Here is a 17,805-nt window from a genome sequence, read left to right as displayed (position 1 = left end):
TGGTGAAAATAATAGCTAACGGTGCGTAGCTGGTGATTTTCCAAATCGGCTACCGCAAGTTCAACCGTGAAGTGTGTAAAGCTAGATTGGCCGACAGACGTTGCTAATTCCACAAGATGTATTAATCCCTTGTTCACACGGTGTATTATTGTGCGCTTCGCACTGATCACCGGTGGGCACACAGATTTGGCTGGTTGCGGCGTAAGCTCGCCGATGCATCTCCCCGTCTGCATCGGGCCCAAGGAGGGCTGGAAGGTGTAATTCGGACAAAAGTGGCGCTCATCGGGCCCGTTGCCTTCGCCAGCTCAAATTCTTAAGTACTAGATGACACCTCTAGCTTGCTTTTCAGACACTTACTGCAATACCCTTAATCCTATAACCATCAAGGATCATCCTTTCAAGGAGCTCAAATATGAAAAAGCTATTGGCGCTTGCCCTCGTAACCTCGATCAGCCTGCCATTGATGGCTGCTGAAACGGTCCCTGCGAAGGCCGCTACGACGCCTGAAACGTCCGCCCCACTCAGCTTGTCGACACCTATCGCCGGTGGCGTGACAGTAGGCACAGGCTTGGCTGTGGGCGCTGGTCTCATTGCTGTTGGCGTTGCTGCCTCTAACAGCGGCGGTGGCGGCGGTAACGACGGTACCCCTGGTACAACCGGCACTACTGGTACTACTGGCACGACCGGCACCACCGGTACAAACTAGTAATAGTCTCCCCGTAAAGTTCGATACGCTAACCTCCCAGCCCTGCTGGGAGGTTTTGTTTTGCCTATTCCCTCGAGCAATTTCGACAATGAATCGCGCGCTTCCCTTGGCCATGCTGGTTGGCCTGACCCTGCAAGGCTGCATATTTTCCCCTGGTCAGCACATGGACACGGGCAATCTGGTACGAGAAGGCTCACCGGAAAGCAGCCGAATTGAGTTGATACCGATCACTCCGAAACTAGTGGCAATCGAGACCTCAGCCGATCACTCAAATGTTATCGCGCCCGAACTATTGCGTTTTCAACCCAGCGAGTACCGAATTGGAGCCGGAGACCTTATCTACATTACCGTTTGGGATCACCCCGAGCTAACCGCCCCTTCCGGTCCTCAGCAGCAAATTGAAGCAAACGGGCGCTTGGTTCGTCCTGATGGCTCGCTCTTTTATCCTTACGTCGGGAACATTGATGCCGCCGGGAAAACGATTGAAGAGTTAAGGTCGATAATTGCTTCACGACTCACCAGAGTTGTCGCCGACCCCCAAGTGGACGTCAGCATGTTGCGCTTTGTAAGCCAAAAAGTCGTACTGTCTGGCGCTTTTGGAAAAACAGGTCAATTACCCATCACTAATACGCCTATGAGTCTATTAGAAGCCGTTGGGCAAGGTTCGGTACAAGCCGGTTCGGCCGATATTTCCGGCTTGGTATTAAAACGCGATGGTCGTGAGTACGTCATCGACCTCGACACTCTCAATCGCAAGAACTCTGCCTTGCACAACCTTTATCTCAAAGACGGCGACCAACTCCACCTCCCGTATAACGATCAGAAAAAGGTTTACTTGCTTGGTGAGGTTACGTCTGCCCGACCACTTGTTTTTAAAGGCACAAACATGAATCTCACCGACGCATTAGGCAGTGTTGGTGGCTTGCGTCAGGAAACCTCCAGCGGCAAAGAGGTCTACGTGATCCGTGGCGTTGAGAATCTCGCGGACGAACCAGTCAAGGTTTTCCAGATCGATCTCAAATCGCCTTCCGCGTTCGCCCTGGCTCAGCACTTCAAATTGAAGCCGCAGGACGTAGTCTATGTTGGCCCCGCAGATGTCACGCGCTGGAACCGCTTCATCAGCCAGGTTTTCCCAACTGCCAACCTGCTGCGTACCGGTGTAGCGATTCAAGATGACATGGGCAGCGAAAACTAAGAATTGGATGTCTTGTGAAATTTTTGCGACTGGCCACCCTCTCGGTGGCCTCCCTGCTGGTGAGCGCCTGCAACCCGTTAATGACCGCTTCCATGGACACGCTCAAGGCCGCTTTCGAAGGTCCTGAGCCCTTGGAGCTCACCCGCCAACAGGTGGATGCAACCCCGTACTACCAGATCACCATTGCGGCCCCTACGGGTGAAGCCGTTATGGCATTGGTGCGTCAGCAGGATGGAGTTGGTTTCTGGATGGCGTCGACTCGCCAAATTCTGATGCTTGAGGACGGCTTGGCCATTCGCAGTGTTGGTTTTAACAACAACCTCGATGGCACTCGCTTCGACGGCGAGTCACCTTTTAAAACTGGCTTGCACCGCGTTGTCGATGGCCTGCAGACCCGCCGTCAGGTCGACTTTGTCGACGGTTACCGGATGGGTGTGACCCTCACCAGTCGCTTTGAGAAAAAGGGCCTGGAAACCGTGCATATCCTCGACCGCGACGTTGAGTTACTGCGCGTTGACGAGGACATCACCATGGAAGGTCTCGGCTTCACTGCGCGGAACCAGTACTGGGTTGACCCTGCCGACGGCTTCATCATGGCCAGCGTGCAACATCTGACCCCCGAATTGCCCCTACGCATTGTTCAAGTGCGCCCGAATAAGCCGGTAGTGCAATGATTCCTCGTTCCTCCTGGCTGCTTTGCTGCAGCCTGCTCATGACTTTTGCCGTAAATGCTGACTCGCTGGTCACCGTGCAGGGCGATGCCGCCAAACCTGGACGCTACTCGTTCCAGGAAGGGACTCGCTTGCATGACGTTTTACTGCCAGCTCAAGTGAGTCCTAAGGCGTATCTGCTCGGCGCTGCGTGGTTGCATACTCCATTACGCAACGCGCAGGAACGACTGAAGTTGGGCGTGCTCTTCGATCTCGCGACTGTTAAAAGCAACGCGTTGCAAGATGACGAAATCGAGTTGGCTGAACTGGCTGAACGCATGATTGCCAAGGTGCAAGCGATGCCGGTTACCGGACGCAGGGTGGCTCAACTCGATCCGGTGCGTGTTGAACTGAACCGTGGGGACAATCCCTACCTGAGCAATGGCGATGTACTGCTCTACCCTCCTCGTCCTACTACGGTACGAGTTGTTGGGGCAGTACAAGGCGAATGCGATCTTCCGTACCAGGCATTGCAGCCGGCAATCAGCTATCTGAAAAATTGCCAACGTGACGCTGGTGCTGACAAAGATGTGCTCTTCGTTATCCAGCCGGATGGACGTGTTTTCCAGGAAGGCATTGCGCTTTGGAATGAAACCAAGTCTGTACCGCCAGCCCCAGGCGCACGCATCTATGTCCCAGTGCACAGCACTGCGAAAGGCGACCCTACGCCTGATCTGAATGCCGAAATGGCTGCTTTTATCGCCACCCAGCCGCTGCTGGAGGTGAAGCCATGAAGTATCACTTTATCCCTTGTCTCCTGCTCGGCTGTAGTGCTTGGGCAGTAGCCGAACCGCGCTATACGCAAAGCGATTTTGGTGGTGTAGGTCTGTTGCAAACACCCACCGCGCGAATGGCGCCAGCCGGCGAGTTATCTCTGACAGCCAGCCGCACTGACCCTTACAGTCGTTACAGCGTGTCCTTCCAGCCTTTCGATTGGCTTGAAGGATCGTTTCGCTACACCTCGATTAGTAACCGGGATTACGGTCCTGAGTCCCTGAGTGGTAGTCAGAGTTACAAAGATAAGGCGATCGATGCCAAAGTGCGTCTGCTCGAGGAAAGCCACTGGATGCCGCAAATTGCATTAGGTGCACGTGACGTGGGTGGTACCGGTCTGTTTTCCAGTGAGTATTTTGTTGGTAACAAACGGATGGGGAATTTCGATCTTAGCCTGGGCTTAGCCTGGGGCTATATCGGGAACCGTGGCGATATGGATAACCCGTTGGGCTGGTTGGATGACAAATTCGACACACGACCAGACTCAGGCACCCAAGCGGGTAACTTTAACGGTAACAGCTACTTCCGTGGCTCCCCATCGTTCTTTGGCGGTGTGAACTACCAAACACCTTGGGACCCGCTGTCCATAAAGCTCGAATACGAAGGCAACGATTACCAACACGAGCCACAGGATAACAACCAGATCCAAGATTCCCCAATCAACCTAGGCTTCGTTTTCAAAGCCAACGATTGGGTAGATCTCCACGCAGCCTGGGAACGCGGCAACACCGCCATGTTTGGCATCACCCTGCACACCAACTTCGCCACCCGCAAAGCGCCAACCAAAAGCTTCGACCCCAAGCCGGAACCCGTGCCGGACGTCAAACCGACCACCGCGCCAACGGATGTCCAATGGGCCGGCGTCGCCAAGCGCTTGCAAAACAACGCGGGCTACACCGTTTCGAAAATTACCCAGCGCGATTCCGAGCTGATCGTCTACGGCGAACAGGGTCGCTATTTCCACACCCCGAAAGCCGTCGGCCGTGCATCGCGCATCCTCGACAACAGCGTCAACGACCAGATCAACTGGTTCACGATGGTCGATACGCGTTACAGCCTTCCAGTCGAAGAAGTCAGCCTGCCCCGTGACACCTTCCGTGAAGTGATCCAAGAGGATCGCCCTCTGGAAGACTTGCGTCGTGTGACCGAGATGAACGTGCCGGTGCCACATCAGGAAAAAACCCTGTTCGCGCAGAAGCCGGATCCGTTCACTTACGGTTTGGGTCTTGGCTACAAACAGAACGTCGGCGGTCCTGACGGGTTCCTGCTGTACCAATTCAGTGCGGACTTGAGTGCCGAGTATCGCTTCCAGCCCGATCTGTGGTGGAGCGGTACGCTGAGCGCGAACCTGATCAACAACTTCGACAAATTCAAGTACGACGCACCCAGCGGACTGCCGCGTGTGCGGACAGACTTGCGTCAGTACATGACGACGTCGGAGGTCACGATGCCGACCTTCCAGCTAAACAAGGTCAAGCAGCTGGATGAAGACCTCTACGGCATGGTGTATGGCGGCTATCTTGAGTCGATGTTCGCCGGTGTCGGCAGTGAGGTGCTGTATCGTCCGATGGGCGAACGCTGGGCTGTTGGCGTGGATATGAATTGGGTTAAGCAGCGTGATTTCGATCAGGGCTTTGGCCTGCGTGACTACAGCACGATCACCGGCAATGCGACACTTTACTATCGCAGCGCCTTCCAGGATATTCTGGGGGCAGTAAGCGTCGGCCGCTATTTGGCTAAGGACTACGGCGTCACCTTGGACTTGTCCCGCGAGTTCGCCAACGGCGTGCGGTTTGGGGGCTGGGTGACGGTGACTAATGCCACCAAGGAAGAATACGGCGAAGGTAGCTTCGGTAAGGGCATCTACTTCTCGATTCCGTTCGACGAATTGATGGCCAGTTCCACTACACGTCGAGCGAACCTAGCCTGGACGCCGTTGACTCGAGACGGTGGCGCTTCCTTGGGTCGCAGCTACTCGCTGTACTCCCTAACTGAGCGTCGCAACATCGACCTGTTCCACAACAACTTCTACAAGGTCACTGAATGAAGCAGCGGATACTACGTGCCCTGCCCAAGCTGGCGTTTTTCGTGATCCTGCTGGTGCTGTGCGTCGCCGGGATGCGCGGCGAGCCGGTGCCGCAGGTGTTCGAAAATCAGGACAAGCTGCATCACTGGGCCGGGTTCGCTTGTCTGACGGTGAGTGCTTATTTGGCGTTCCCAGGCACCCGGCTTGGCTGGTTGCTATTCTGGCCGTTGGTAGGTTCGATGCTGATCGAGCTTGAGCAAAGCTTGATGCCGCTGCGGACAGCGTCCTGGGGGGATATGGTGGCTAATGCTACTGGGGTGTTGTGCGGGATGGTTGTGATTTTGGTGTGGCGTGGTTATTTGAACTCGAAACTAAAAAAGCTCCAATCGACTCCTGCTACATGAAGCTTAAAGCTACTCCGTAGGACGCTTAGAAAAGTCTGGCCACGTTTGAAAAACCGTGGCCAGACTTTTTGTTACCGCTCCACCCTGCTGATCAGCATGCCTCTTTCCCTAGCAATTTCGCTAGACCGACGCTCATCGGCGTCGTCTCAGCCAGCTTGAATCTTTTCAGTAGTCGATCATTATTCGCGCGTGAATGGCGAATATCTCCCGCTCTTGCCGGACTGTGGCTAACAGGTGGAATCTCACCTAGCACCTCGGCCAATACTTCGAGCATCTGCGTTAATGAAGTCGCGTGGTTCATACCCACGTTGATTGCTCCAACCTCAACGTGTGGTGCTTCTAACGCCTGCACCAACAACCCCACCAAATCTTCTACGTAGAAAAAATCACGGGTCTGTTCGCCGTCTCCGAAAATCGTGATGGGCAAGCCTTTCTGTGCGCGCTCGCTAAAGATACTGATCACGCCGGAGTACGGCGAAGACGGGTCTTGGCGAGGCCCAAAAATATTGAAGAAGCGAAAGACGACAGGCTCCAACGCGTGCTGGCGTCGGTAGAAGTCGAAGTAATACTCACTTGCCAACTTGTCCGAAGCATAGGGTGTCAACGGTGCTTTAGGCGTGTCTTCGTCAATAGCGAACCCTTCACCATTGTTACCGTACACCGCTGCACTGGAGGCAAAAACCACCCGTTTGACGTTGGCTTGCCGCATGGCTTCGCAAACGTTCAGCGTCCCTACGAAATTACTTTGATGTGTGCGTACCGGATCGTCGACGGAAGCCTGGACCGAAGCCACAGCTGCAAGGTGTGCGACTGCCTGGCAATCAACCATCGCGCGTGCAACGACGTCAGCATCAGCCACGTCGCCTACGATCAATTCCACTCTTGGATTGTCTAGCGGGAGATTGCTACGCTTACCAGTCGAGAGGTCGTCAAGAATTCTGACTGTGTAACCTTTGGCAAGTAATACATCAGTTAGATGGGAGCCGATGAAACCAGCGCCCCCAGTGATCAGAATACGTCCATTAGACATCTTTAAAATCCATTGAAAAGTTCGGGAGGAATGGTTTCCTCGCCTCGAAAATTTGCCTTGTTGGTTAGCTCATCTCTTGTGGATGTGCTCAAGGCAGGTATGCAGTGGGCATGAAGGTGTTGCAACGGATGATTATCCCACAAGTGACATAGCGCTTTCGAGCTGAGTCGACTATGCGGCGCCGACGTAGGCGGTATATCAGTCGTCAGTGATGTTGATTGACACACCGCCTTCGCGAGCAAGCCCGCTCCCACAGTTGTTTTTGGGCGTATGGATATGTCAGTCAGTGGCTTCGACCGTGATCTCAGCATCCATATCTTTCAGGGCGGATAAATCCGCATCACCGGGCATCATTCCCAGTGACCGCAGCATCTCGACCAACCCATTGCTTTCATCCCCGAGCACGGTGACACCCACCTGATTCTCCTCTTGATATTCCATCGCCTCCAACCACGGAGCACCGCCCTCACGCGGGACCAGTAATACCGCCCTGTCCGGCCTCCTCCCATCCCAGCGCAAACAATCGCGATACAAGTGCGCAGATTCCATTGCGTCCAGCACCGCAGTGCGCGTGACCCGGTACTTGGCGTCCATCACGATGAACTTGCACCCCTGCGGGCCTTTCACTGTTACGACGATGTCGGGATAGCGCTCACCCGACACGCTGGAAAAACCCTGATTTTTTGGCTGGTCGAATGCTGGGCAGCGTACCTGTAGCCACACATCGACCTGAGTGTCGTTGCCTTTACCTGTGCAGCGGATGACATCCACTCGCGTGCTGGGCCAATGGTGTGTCCAAGTCAGTTCGGGATAGAGAGACTTCAAGGTGGCAACGACCTTGAGGTAGCACCATCGCTCATAGACTTCCCACGTGGGACTGATCCACAGGCGCTCTCCATCGCTGCTGCCGTCGATACCTGGACGCAGGACATACCAACCGTAACGGTATGCGCGTGCATAGACCGGGTGGGCAGAGATGGCGTTGAGCCCTGCGGCGGTGATTCGGCGGTGGCGCAGGGAGCAAAACGGTTCCCGGCGTTGAATCTTCCTCAGTGCTCTGTGCAGGCCTTCCACGTATTCGATGCGCCTGCCAAGTCTTGGGGCCAGGGCGGAACGGGCGCCGGTGTCGCGCTCCCGACTCAGTAGTGTTTGCAAGTCTGCAATGACCTGTCGACAGCGGCGTAACGTTTCATCAAGCAAGACGGCCATGGCCTGGTTAGCCGGGTTGTCCAGGTCTTCGAACACGCTGGGCACATCAAATTGCAGGGGCTTTGCGCCAGTGTTCGTTTGCGCTCGGTGATAGAGCAGCGCTGCGGCAGCTGGATCCTGCAGGGCACGACGCAGAGTCTGATGATCGATACGGCGTAACTGATGCGCAGGCCGTAACGTACGATCTCGGCGCAGCCGGGTGAGCGGCTTGCGTATGACATCGGTGAGCGCCGTCAGCAAGGTCGGGCCGTATCGCTTGAGCCTTGCGAAGCTGAGGTGCGGATCATTGACCCGCCCTTCTCGACCGATGTCCCGCTGCGCGTATTCATCGCCTAGCAGCAGGCGTGAATCGAAGGCGATGATCTCGTCGAGCATGGCGGCGAACGTCGTTTCGCCGACTTTGCTCTGGTCCGGTGCCACATCGAAATGGTAGGTCGCAACGACGGCGCCCCCCTCGTCCACCAGCTCCGCGAATACCTTGCCGGCATAGAACATCGGCTTCCATTGCCACGCATCGAACGTGCCATGGCGAATGGTTTGCAGCGGCTCATCGTCGACGAACAAACGCCACCGGGGGACTACCTCGAAATAATAGGTGCCCAGCTCCATGAACCCCGATGCGGGCACGTCAGGGCTGACGGCGAATGCACTGCCCTGCTTATCGATGCATTGGATAACGGCCATGGTTCATCGCCAGAATCGGGCAGTGCCGAGGAAGTGCAGGTCATCCTGCAACTCGACGAGTTTTGCGGTGGATTCCGGCAACGGCCTGTCTCCTAATAGGGCGATGCAGTCGGCGAATGCATCCTGCAGGCGCTGCGAATCTTCTCCGCGGAGTTTGGGCAGGACCTTGGCGTAGATGGCTTGATCCAGCGCCGCGTCGAAATCAATTACGCCGCCGGTCTCGGCCTGCTCGATGTAGCCGATGACGTCATGAATGGTGCGCCAACCGAAATGCAGCCGTGTCGGGCGCAAGGCCTTGACCAGGCCTTTGAGTGTGTCGCGCACGTGGGTGACTTGATGTTCGCGCAGGTTGCTGGTTTGCCAGCCCGGGAACGCGTCGACATCGATGTCCCAGAACTCCATCACAGCCGCCCGATCGAGCACTTTATCGCTCAGCCCGTGGGTGGTTTCATCCATGTTAACGGTGCCGATAATCAGCAGATTAGCCGGGTACGCAATGCTCCGGGGCACGCCGCTGATATCTTCGTCCTGGGCATGGAATTCAATGTGATCGCCGGTTTCCATCGCCGACAGCAGTGGCGCGAAGTACTGCTCCGGGTGAGACAGGTTCATTTCATCGAGCACCACCGTGTACGGGCGTTCGGGGTCGTCGCTGGCTTTGAGTAGAAAATCGACAAACGCCGTACGGACATAACTGTCGCTGTCCAACGGGTTGATGTAACCGAGTACGCAGGAGGGATCGTGCCAGCCGGGCTGGACAGGGATTGTCAGCAGGTAGAGGGCTGGATCGGGTTGCCCTTGGTGTAACGCATGCGCGTATCCCCGCGCCAGCAACGTTTTGCCCGAACCGCTCAACCCGGTGAGTACTGCAAAATGTCGGCGTGGATGACTCCAGAGTCCGGCGTCGAGGCGAGCTACCTGATTGAGCGAGAAGGCGGTGCTTTTCGGGAGGCTATCGTGGATGGTTTGCGGTGATGGACGCTGATACGGAGTGGGCTCCTGATCCGGAGCGGCCAATGGAACGTCGGGGTCCTTCGCTTGCGAGGGCTGTGATTGCGGGAGCCAGTAAATCTGCGCTGCCCAGGTTTTACCTAACTCTGTCAGGTGCAACTTGTCGTGCGTTTTTTTCTCGGCTAACTGCATTTTTTCCAACCAGAAGGTCACGTTGGAGGCAGCTCCGTTGCCAGGCGATTCCGATCTAATACTATTCAGCAAATTGAACGTATCAGAGTTGGACATTGCTTGGCTGCCCATTGCAACAAGCATGTGATCAAATCCGACCACGCGGGTCAGCAGCCAATCAGAGATTTCATCGGGCTCGCCTGTTTCCACAAGGCCTTCACCTCGCGGCGTCAAATGGATCTCATCATCTCGCTCTTTTATCACCCCCCATTTAAATAAATTGTGGAGGTGATTTTGCAAGCTTGTCTTGCCGTTTGCAGTTTTGACTTTTTGCATGTGTTGTAGAAGGGCTGCACGCTTGCAGCCCCCTTTGGCGAATTTGATGATGGCCGTAACATCCGCGAGCCCCTCTTTGATCTCACGCATTCCAAAGTTGCGGCTTTCATCAGGCAAGGGATTGAGTCGCTCGTGGCCTGTATTGATATCTACGATTTCAGTAGCCTCAGCTTCCTGATCCTGGAGGTAGTTCAGGTAGAGCAACCACGGCAAGGTCATGCGCTCCAGTGCTTGCGTGGATAGCCCATCAACCTTGTCGCCCAGGACATGATCCAGGCGATCGCGCACGAGATGATGCAGTGACAGATCACCCTCTCCCTCCCGTATACCGAGCCACATCGCCAATGTACGCAGCTTCGAAATGTGAGCGATCGTCGTCAACCTGGACGGACACAGCGCGGCGAAGAGTCTGTTCTTTTTCAGCCGAGTATTGCGTTGGCTGATTGGAGTGTCGACCAATCGACTCAGCGCCTGCCAGCCGTCTTTCAACACTTGGTCATGCTGTTGCGGGTCGATTTCTTCAAGCGATGTGCGGATATCCCAAAGGCATTCGGCGATGGAGGGCGTGTGAATAGCGTCGGACGCACTGATCAAGCCCCTCCCGTTGCGGCATAAGGTTTCACTCTCCCACAACTCCGTTTGAATCTGCGTACTGCAAAACTCAGCGTGAGTGGCGTTCTGAACTTTCTGCAGAAACTCCGACAGGCTTGCCAGCCAGTTCTGATACCAGGACAACCCACGATGCTGAGTCAGGACCGCTTCACAACCCGCTTTTAGATTCGCGTCATTTTTCAGATCCACCGCCACCTGCTTACCCCTTTTGTCATTTGAGAGACAGTATTCATTACCGTCACGGCTACGCCTTGCCTTAAAGCCCGTCTGGACGCTCGCTTTAGAGCTTTGTCTGTGAGCCGCACTATGCGTGATCGGGAAACATCCTGCATGCACTTGAATGGCAGAGCAGAACAATAGTTTCGAAGTCATTTAGCGAATTTTCCTACTAACAACGCCTACCCCGCCTGACTTCTTTCCCCGCTGATCCCCCGCACAGTCTCCCGCGCCATTTTTCCTGCGCGAGGGACTGCTCATGTTCGACCCGATTGTGTGTTCGCCTTCGTTCGTTGCGGTGCGCTGATGGAGCACATTGCGCGCATCGAGCAGGCACTCGACGACTTCCCCAACACGCTGACGCTGTATCGCCAGCAGCTCGATCACTGGTTCAGCCGCGCCGCCGACACGGTCAGTCACGCGACGGACATGCCCTCGCTTCTGGACATGGATCGGCAGATCAAGCTCGGTGATAGCACCACGGTGGTCGGTCGTCGTGATGACGACTTTATCTCCACGGTGGCGCAGTGCCCGAGCGGCGGGATTCTGCTGATCGAGAGCACGTTCGAGTCGGTGTATGACGTTCCGCTGGGGAACATTCAGGTTGATGTGATTGCGGTCGAGGGTGGCGAGCGCAAGTCGGTCACGCTTAATGCGCACGGCAAGGGGCAGTTCGAAGGTATCCCCGGGAAGTTTTACCGGGTGCATGTGCAAAGTGCGGTGACGAAGGATCAGGTTGATGCGCTGTTCAAGTCTTACGACGGACTGACCGGGCAACTTGAAGACTGGCTGCGCAAGGAGTGGCAAGGGTTCAAGCCGCAGTGGTCGCAGTCGGTGTTTGCGGCGGCGGGGAATGGAATGCTGGCCGGAAGTTGGGCGGCGATTGTTGGGGTGTGGGACACCATCAGCCTGGTCTTCGACATTCTTAAGGATCCTGAAAAACACCTTGAGCGGCTGGGCAGCAGTGCGCAATCGCTGATTACTCTGGCTCGAGAGTCTCCCGCAGCAATGGAAAAAGCCATGCTGCTGGCGAGCGATGAAGCGGTGCTGTGTTTGCTGCTGCGCTCAGCCAGTTTGTGGTGGGAGATGCTGCCGCCCAGTGAGATGGCGGGTGCCGCAGGAGAATTGGTCGGACAGGTACTCATCGATACGCTCATCGCGCTGGCCCTGGCGAGCACCGGGGTAGGAATACCAATCGCTGCGGCCTATCTGGCATTTCGCGGACTGAAGTACGGCTCGGTACTGGCCGGCCTTGCGCTGCGATTCGTCAAGGCGACTTATCACACTCTTAATTCGATCAGCCAATACGTCCACGACTACAAAGCCGTCGCCGCACGCGGCATTGCCGCCGGCGCGAATCAGGGTCGCCTGCTGCTCAACTGGAACGCCCGCAAGAACACCACGCTGAAGCAAAACGAACACCGCAACGACGCTTCAAAGCAGGCGAAAAACCCTAACGACGACGCCGCCACCTGCGTGGCGTCCACCTGCAAAAACGGCTGCCCGGTGTCGATGGTCACCGGCGAAGAACTGCTGACCCTCACCGACGGCACGCTCGACGGCCTTCTCCCATTCGACTTCACCCGCCTCTACCGCACCAGCGCCGCCGAGCTCGATGTCGGCCTGGGTTTCGGCTGGAGCCACAGCCTCTCCCATCGGCTGGAAATCGACGGCGACGAGGTCATCTGGATCGACCACGAAAACCGTCGCACGCCCTTCCCCTTGCCCAGCACCGAACGCCCGGCGATCCACAACAGCCTGTCGCGGGCGGCAATCTTTCTCGGTGATGCCCCTGAAGAACTGATCCTTGCCCAGGCCGGCGACGCACCGCGTTTTTACCATTTCATCAACGGTCGGTTGAACGCGATCAGCGACGCCTACGACAACCGCCTGCACCTGACCCACGACTACCACGGCCGCCTCGAGCGCGTGGATAACGGCGCCGGTCGCGCCTTGTTGTTGCGTTACGACCGCCGCCACCTGATCGCCGTCGACTACCAGCGGCTCACCCCGGCGCCCACCGTGGCCCAGGGCTGGGTGACCGAGCAGACGCTGGTGCGCTATCGCTACGACGAACACCAGCACCTGATCGAAGCGACCAACGCTGCCGAGGAAAGCGAGCGTTATCGCTATGACGATCAGCACGTGATCCTGCAGCGGCAACTGGCCGGTGGGGCAAGTTTCTTCTGGGCGTGGGAACGGTCCGGTAAAGCCGCCCGCTGCATCCGTCACTGGGCCTCGTTTGCGCAGATGGATGCGCAGTACGTCTGGGATGACCAGGGCAGCGTCACGGTCAAGAACCTCGATGGCAGCGAAGAGGTGTACGTCCACGACGACCGGGCGCGGCTGGTGCGCAAGGTCGAGCTGGATGGCGGCGAACACCTCAAGTCCTACGACGATCAGGGTCGCCTGATCGCCGAGCAGGACCCGCTGGGCGCGGTCACCGAGTACCACTACGACGACGCCGGGCGGCTGGTGGCGCTGATTCCGCCAGAAGACACGCCAACAGCCTACGAATACCGAAACGGTTTCCTGCACGCACGCTTTCGTGGCAAGACCGAGTGGAAGTATCTGCGCAATGCCCAGGGCGATGTCACCGAAGCCATCGACCCGGATGGTCACACCACGCACTACCGCTACGACGCCCAAGGGCGCTTGCTGTCGATCCGTTACCCGGATCACAGCCGTCATCTGTTGGTCTGGAATGCGCTGGGTCAGCTCGTTGAAGAAACCCTTCCAGAGGGTGGCACGCGGAAATTTTCCTACGATGCGCTGGGGCGGCGGCTTACCCAAGAGGACGAACACGGCGCCGTCACGCATTCGCAATGGGACGCCGTTGGCAGACTGACCCACACCACCCTGCCGAGTGGCGCCACCCGCGCTTACAGCTACAACGCCTACGGCACGCTCACCTCTGCCACCGACGAGCTGGGCCAGGTCACGCGTTACGAGTATGTCGAGGACCTGCACCTGGTCAGCCGCCGGATCAATCCGGACGGTTCGCAGCTGCGCTATCGCTACGACAACGCGCAGTTGTTGCTGACGGAGATCGAGAACGAGTCCGGCGAAAAGTACCACCTGGACTACACCGCCAACGGATTGATCCGACAGGAAACCGGCTTCGACGGCCTGCGCACCGCCTACGACTACGACCTCAACGGGCACCTGCTGGAGAAGACCGAGTTTGGCGAGGACGGCTCGCAACTGGTCACCGGGTATCAGCGCAATGCGGCCGGACGCTTGCAGGTCAAGACCCTAGCCGACGGCACGTGCGTGGCCTATCACTACGACAGCCTCGGCCGACTGACCAGTGTCGACGATGGCCACGACCACCCGCTGGAATTCGAGTACGACCGCCAGGACCGGCTGATCACCGAACACCAGAGCTGGGGCACCTTGCGCTATGGCTACGACGCCTGCGGCCAGCTCAACCGATTGCGCCTGCCGGACAACAGCGTCCTCGATTACCACCACGCGGCGGGCGGTGCGCTCACGGGCATCGACCTTAATGGCGCCCGGCTGACAGCGCATCACGTTGTCGGCGGCCGCGAACAGCAACGTCAACAAGGCCTGCTGCTCAGCGACTATGCCTACGACGATCAAGGTCGCCTGACCGCCCACGCCATCGGCAAACCGCAACAACCGCTGTATCGCCGCGATTACTCCTACGGCGCCAACGGCAACCTCGAACTGATTTCCGACACCCGCCACGGCCGCCGCAGCTACCAGTACGACCCGCAAAACCGCCTGACCCGCGTCAACCACGCCCGCGACGACGACCCGGAAACCTTCGCCCACGACCCCGCCGGCAATCTGCTGATGCAGGACCGCGTCGGCAAACCCACCGTCAAAGGCAACCGCCTGCTGATGCAGGGCGACCGCCACTACGACTACGACGCCTTCGGCAACCTGATCCGCGAACGCCGCGGCACTGCGCAAAAACTCGTCACCGAATACCGCTACGACTGCCAACACCGCCTGATCGGCCTCACCCGCCCGGACGGTCAAACAGCCAGCTACCGCTACGACGCCTTCGGCCGCCGCATCGCCAAAACCGTCGACGGCCACACCACCGAATTCTTCTGGCAAGGCGACAACCTCGTCGCCGAAAGCAGCAAAAACCACTACCGCAGCTACCTCTACGAACCCGGCAGCTTCCGCCCACTGGCCATGCTCGACGGCAAAGGCCCACGCAAGGCCTGTCCGTTCTATTACCAACTGGATCACCTCGGCACACCGCAGGAACTGACGGATTTCAGCGGCGAAATCGTCTGGTCAGCGAAGTACAACGCCTACGGCAAAGTCAGTCGTCTACAACACAGCGGCGGTGAACAGCTAGAGCAGCCGCTGCGGTTTCAAGGGCAATACTTCGACGCCGAAAGCGGCCTGCACTACAACCGGCATCGCTACTACAATCCGGATGTTGGCCGGTATTTGACGCCAGACCCGATCAAGCTGGCGGGTGGGCTGAATCAGTACCAGTACACGCCGAACCCGACGGGTTGGGTGGATCCACTGGGGTTGAGTTCCAATTGTCCCCCAAAACGTAATCAGCTGGTCGCGTGCGCAAACCCTGGTGAACCGGCCCTTCCAGATGTTTCAAGGCGAGGTGCATTCAGACAAGCAAAATCCGATGCCGGAATACCGAAGAGCCAGCACCCCGATCTACAACTCGACGAGCTCAGCGGCCGATCAATGCAATTCACTTATGTAGGCATGACTGATATAAATGAGAAAAATATTCTAAATTCTCATGGAATGCCAATAACGACGAGGGAGTACCAATTTACTCGAGAGGATGGATTTGTGTTGATAATACAAGATCATGCAGCAGGTCACAAATTTAGCTCAAGTGATAAAACTGGAGATCAAGGACCACACTTCAATATACGCCCCATTGACAACCCCAGAACCGGAAAAGTTACAAACACAAAAGCACACTACCCTTTTAAGAGATAACAAATGGACAACTGGAACGAGCTAGACGGCAGCACTTTTTTCAACATGGTCTTTACCTATAATGTAAAAATTGAAGAGATAAAATTATTTTCGTTAATCATAGACAGTAGAAGCCCTCAAATCACCATGGCTTTTGATATCAAGGAACTACCCGACCGACCACCTATAAAATGGACAAATATGGGATTCAACACCTGCCGCATTGGGATTACCTGCAGTGAAGTTGACGACTTACTATTGAAAAATCTACCTCACAATTCGAGTATCAAAATTAAAATAGAGAAAATCGGGGCTCGCTTTAAAATATCAGGTGTAACGGATGACTCCCATATTGAATTCACCGCTGCATTTTTGAGCCTTCGTAACCCGTCTGTTTACCTTAATGACGAGCAATTCTAAGCATTCACGAGTTCTATAGTCCGCGAAAGGAACGGGGCGCGATAGCAGGATGTTTTAATTCAAAAAATCCTCCGTATCAGACGGAAGCATTGAAAAAATAACCTGCGAAAGAAAAACCTGATTTTTTTAAGTTTTGGATTGGCAGGAATAACGATGGTTATTTACATTTTTGAAAACATCATGAGACTTTCTTGTATTGGAGCGGTTGGTGCAGAGACATTGGAAAGCTAAAGATCTATCTATTACTCCGACAGGTATCTGAGTTGGAAGGCATCACATAATGATGACAAAGAAAGGTGATTCTTTTTTAATAATCACTCCAACTCAGATGTCATGTCTCCCGCAGACGGTTTAATGGAGCGCTATTCTTCATCGTTCGATTGTAAAGCTTGGCTCTTTTCGAGCAAATCGTATTAAGCGAATTTTCCTACCTAAATCTCCTCTTATTCTGACTTCATTCCATTTCGATCGGCCGCACAGTCTTGTACGCCGTAAATGCTGGAGGTGTAGCTCAGACCACGACGACAGTCCTACAACCGAAGAATTTCGGAGACGTGGTCGTCGGAGATTTCCTTCAAGTTTTAGCGGTTTGCATGAACTGGTGCGCAGTGATCTCCATAGATAGTCTTTCGTTGTCGCTGCACATGCAGTGGCAGGGTGTGGAAGCCCTTCATCGTTAGGCGCGTCATACGCTACCAGCTCGACGTATTCGTCAGTGTTTTATGGTGGCTGTGCGCGGGGCGCTTTCGAGCGCGCCGGGTGCCTAACGTCCCGGTCTTCCACACCCACGTACAGCCGCCACCCTTTGCGTGGAAGCGATTGATGGCGGCGGCCGGCCCACACGTTAGGAGTTCGAAAGATGCCATCAGTAACCCCCGATCCACCCTACATAAAACCAACCCCCCACCCCGAAAACCGCTTCAAACCCCTCACCAGCAACTGCGACGACATGCCCACCCTCTTCGTCGATACCCAAGCCCCGCTCGACGTTCTGATCGACGCAGCCAATTACCGAATTAACGCCGTTACCCAAGTGCTGGAAAACCTGTCCATGCGCGGGTCGATTGAGTGTCAGTCTTTCATTCTTAGTGATTTTGCGTTGCTCTGCGCCCTACCGTTGCGGGATGGGTGTGATGTATTGGAGGTGGTTGGGCGGCGGTTGCGGCCGCGTCCGACGAGTATTGATTAAACGCAGTGTGTAGCAGCTGGCGGAGCCTGCGTTCGGCTGCGAAGCAGTCGTCAAACCTGAGCACGCGGTGTGTCAGGTAAACCGTACATGCAGGTCTCGCGACTGCTTCGCAGTCGAACGCAGGCTTCGCCAGCTGCTACAGGTTTGTGCGTAGGTTGGGGTTCTGGGTGTCGGCATAAAATAAAACTCAATAAATCCGTAACAGCGCCGACACCCTGTCAAAGCCTCACGGAT

Annotated in this window: 12 protein-coding genes; 9 read left to right on the top strand and 3 right to left on the bottom strand. The window is 56.0% G+C overall.

Annotation, left to right across the window (positions count from 1 at the left end):
• Positions 1–412: 412 nt before the first annotated feature.
• From ACA063_RS09285 to ACA063_RS09260, 6 genes are all read left to right on the top strand, one after another.
• Positions 413–706: a hypothetical protein gene (locus ACA063_RS09285; RefSeq protein ID WP_497665602.1), complete on the top strand. Its 294-nt coding sequence runs from the start codon at positions 413–415 to the stop codon at positions 704–706.
• Between the two features lie 88 nt (positions 707–794).
• Entirely contained in the window at positions 795–1,901 is a 1,107-nt protein-coding gene (locus ACA063_RS09280; protein WP_497665601.1) for a polysaccharide biosynthesis/export family protein, read from the top strand.
• Positions 1,902–1,915: 14 nt separating this feature from the next.
• Positions 1,916–2,575, top strand: a complete 660-nt coding sequence (locus ACA063_RS09275) for a YjbF family lipoprotein (RefSeq protein ID WP_497665600.1) — start codon at positions 1,916–1,918, stop codon at positions 2,573–2,575.
• 38 nt (positions 2,576–2,613) lie between these two features.
• The gene (locus ACA063_RS09270; RefSeq protein WP_497665599.1) at positions 2,614–3,345 is read left to right on the top strand and encodes a capsule biosynthesis GfcC family protein; all 732 of its coding nucleotides are present in this window, start codon (positions 2,614–2,616) and stop codon (positions 3,343–3,345) included.
• Positions 3,342–5,432: a YjbH domain-containing protein gene (locus tag ACA063_RS09265; RefSeq protein ID WP_497665598.1), complete on the top strand. Its 2,091-nt coding sequence runs from the start codon at positions 3,342–3,344 to the stop codon at positions 5,430–5,432. The genes ACA063_RS09270 and ACA063_RS09265 overlap by 4 nt, the downstream gene beginning before the upstream one ends.
• Entirely contained in the window at positions 5,429–5,815 is a 387-nt protein-coding gene (locus tag ACA063_RS09260; protein ID WP_497665597.1) for a VanZ family protein, read from the top strand. Before ACA063_RS09265 ends, ACA063_RS09260 begins: the two co-directional genes overlap by 4 nt.
• A 91-nt stretch (positions 5,816–5,906) precedes the next feature.
• Here ACA063_RS09260 and ACA063_RS09255 read toward each other — a convergent pair whose 3' ends face one another.
• From ACA063_RS09255 to ACA063_RS09245, 3 genes are all read right to left on the bottom strand, one after another.
• A complete protein-coding gene (locus tag ACA063_RS09255; RefSeq protein WP_497665596.1) occupies positions 5,907–6,845 on the bottom strand; it encodes an NAD-dependent epimerase/dehydratase family protein in 939 nt (312 codons plus the stop codon).
• Positions 6,846–7,124: 279 nt separating this feature from the next.
• Positions 7,125–8,738: a nuclease domain-containing protein gene (locus tag ACA063_RS09250; protein ID WP_497665595.1), complete on the bottom strand. Its 1,614-nt coding sequence runs from the start codon at positions 8,736–8,738 to the stop codon at positions 7,125–7,127.
• 3 nt (positions 8,739–8,741) lie between these two features.
• Positions 8,742–11,003, bottom strand: coding sequence for an McrB family protein (locus ACA063_RS09245; RefSeq protein ID WP_497665594.1), 2,262 nt, complete (start codon positions 11,001–11,003; stop codon positions 8,742–8,744).
• Between the two features lie 327 nt (positions 11,004–11,330).
• Here ACA063_RS09245 and ACA063_RS09240 point away from each other — a divergent pair, with 327 nt between their 5' ends.
• The 3 genes from ACA063_RS09240 (at position 11,331) to ACA063_RS09230 (ending at position 17,571) form a co-directional block, all read left to right on the top strand.
• Positions 11,331–15,983, top strand: a complete 4,653-nt coding sequence (locus ACA063_RS09240; protein WP_497666494.1) for an RHS repeat-associated core domain-containing protein — start codon at positions 11,331–11,333, stop codon at positions 15,981–15,983.
• A 3-nt stretch (positions 15,984–15,986) separates the two neighbouring features.
• Complete coding sequence (locus tag ACA063_RS09235) at positions 15,987–16,382, top strand: Imm50 family immunity protein (protein ID WP_497665593.1); 396 nt, start codon at positions 15,987–15,989, stop codon at positions 16,380–16,382.
• 859 nt (positions 16,383–17,241) lie between these two features.
• On the top strand, positions 17,242–17,571 hold the full coding sequence (locus ACA063_RS09230; protein ID WP_497665592.1) for a hypothetical protein: 330 nt from the start codon (positions 17,242–17,244) through the stop codon (positions 17,569–17,571).
• The last annotated feature ends 234 nt before the right edge of the window (positions 17,572–17,805 follow it).

Source organism: Pseudomonas sp. LBUM1643, assembly GCF_059716215.1.
This window is presented reverse-complemented; position numbering and strand designations above follow the sequence as displayed.

What these genes read in the sequence shown, in the direction of transcription:
- ACA063_RS09285 (WP_497665602.1), top strand. Translation starts at nt 413, where the DNA reads ATGAAAAAGCTATTGGCGCTTGCCCTCGTAACCTCGATCAGCCTGCCA.
- ACA063_RS09280 (WP_497665601.1), top strand. Translation starts at nt 795, where the DNA reads ATGAATCGCGCGCTTCCCTTGGCCATGCTGGTTGGCCTGACCCTGCAA.
- ACA063_RS09270 (WP_497665599.1), top strand. Translation starts at nt 2,614, where the DNA reads ATGACTTTTGCCGTAAATGCTGACTCGCTGGTCACCGTGCAGGGCGAT.
- ACA063_RS09265 (WP_497665598.1), top strand. Translation starts at nt 3,342, where the DNA reads ATGAAGTATCACTTTATCCCTTGTCTCCTGCTCGGCTGTAGTGCTTGG.
- ACA063_RS09260 (WP_497665597.1), top strand. Translation starts at nt 5,429, where the DNA reads ATGAAGCAGCGGATACTACGTGCCCTGCCCAAGCTGGCGTTTTTCGTG.
- ACA063_RS09255 (WP_497665596.1), bottom strand. Translation starts at nt 6,845, where the DNA reads ATGTCTAATGGACGTATTCTGATCACTGGGGGCGCTGGTTTCATCGGC.
- ACA063_RS09250 (WP_497665595.1), bottom strand. Translation starts at nt 8,738, where the DNA reads ATGGCCGTTATCCAATGCATCGATAAGCAGGGCAGTGCATTCGCCGTC.
- ACA063_RS09240 (WP_497666494.1), top strand. Translation starts at nt 11,331, where the DNA reads ATGGAGCACATTGCGCGCATCGAGCAGGCACTCGACGACTTCCCCAAC.
- ACA063_RS09235 (WP_497665593.1), top strand. Translation starts at nt 15,987, where the DNA reads ATGGACAACTGGAACGAGCTAGACGGCAGCACTTTTTTCAACATGGTC.
- ACA063_RS09230 (WP_497665592.1), top strand. Translation starts at nt 17,242, where the DNA reads ATGCCATCAGTAACCCCCGATCCACCCTACATAAAACCAACCCCCCAC.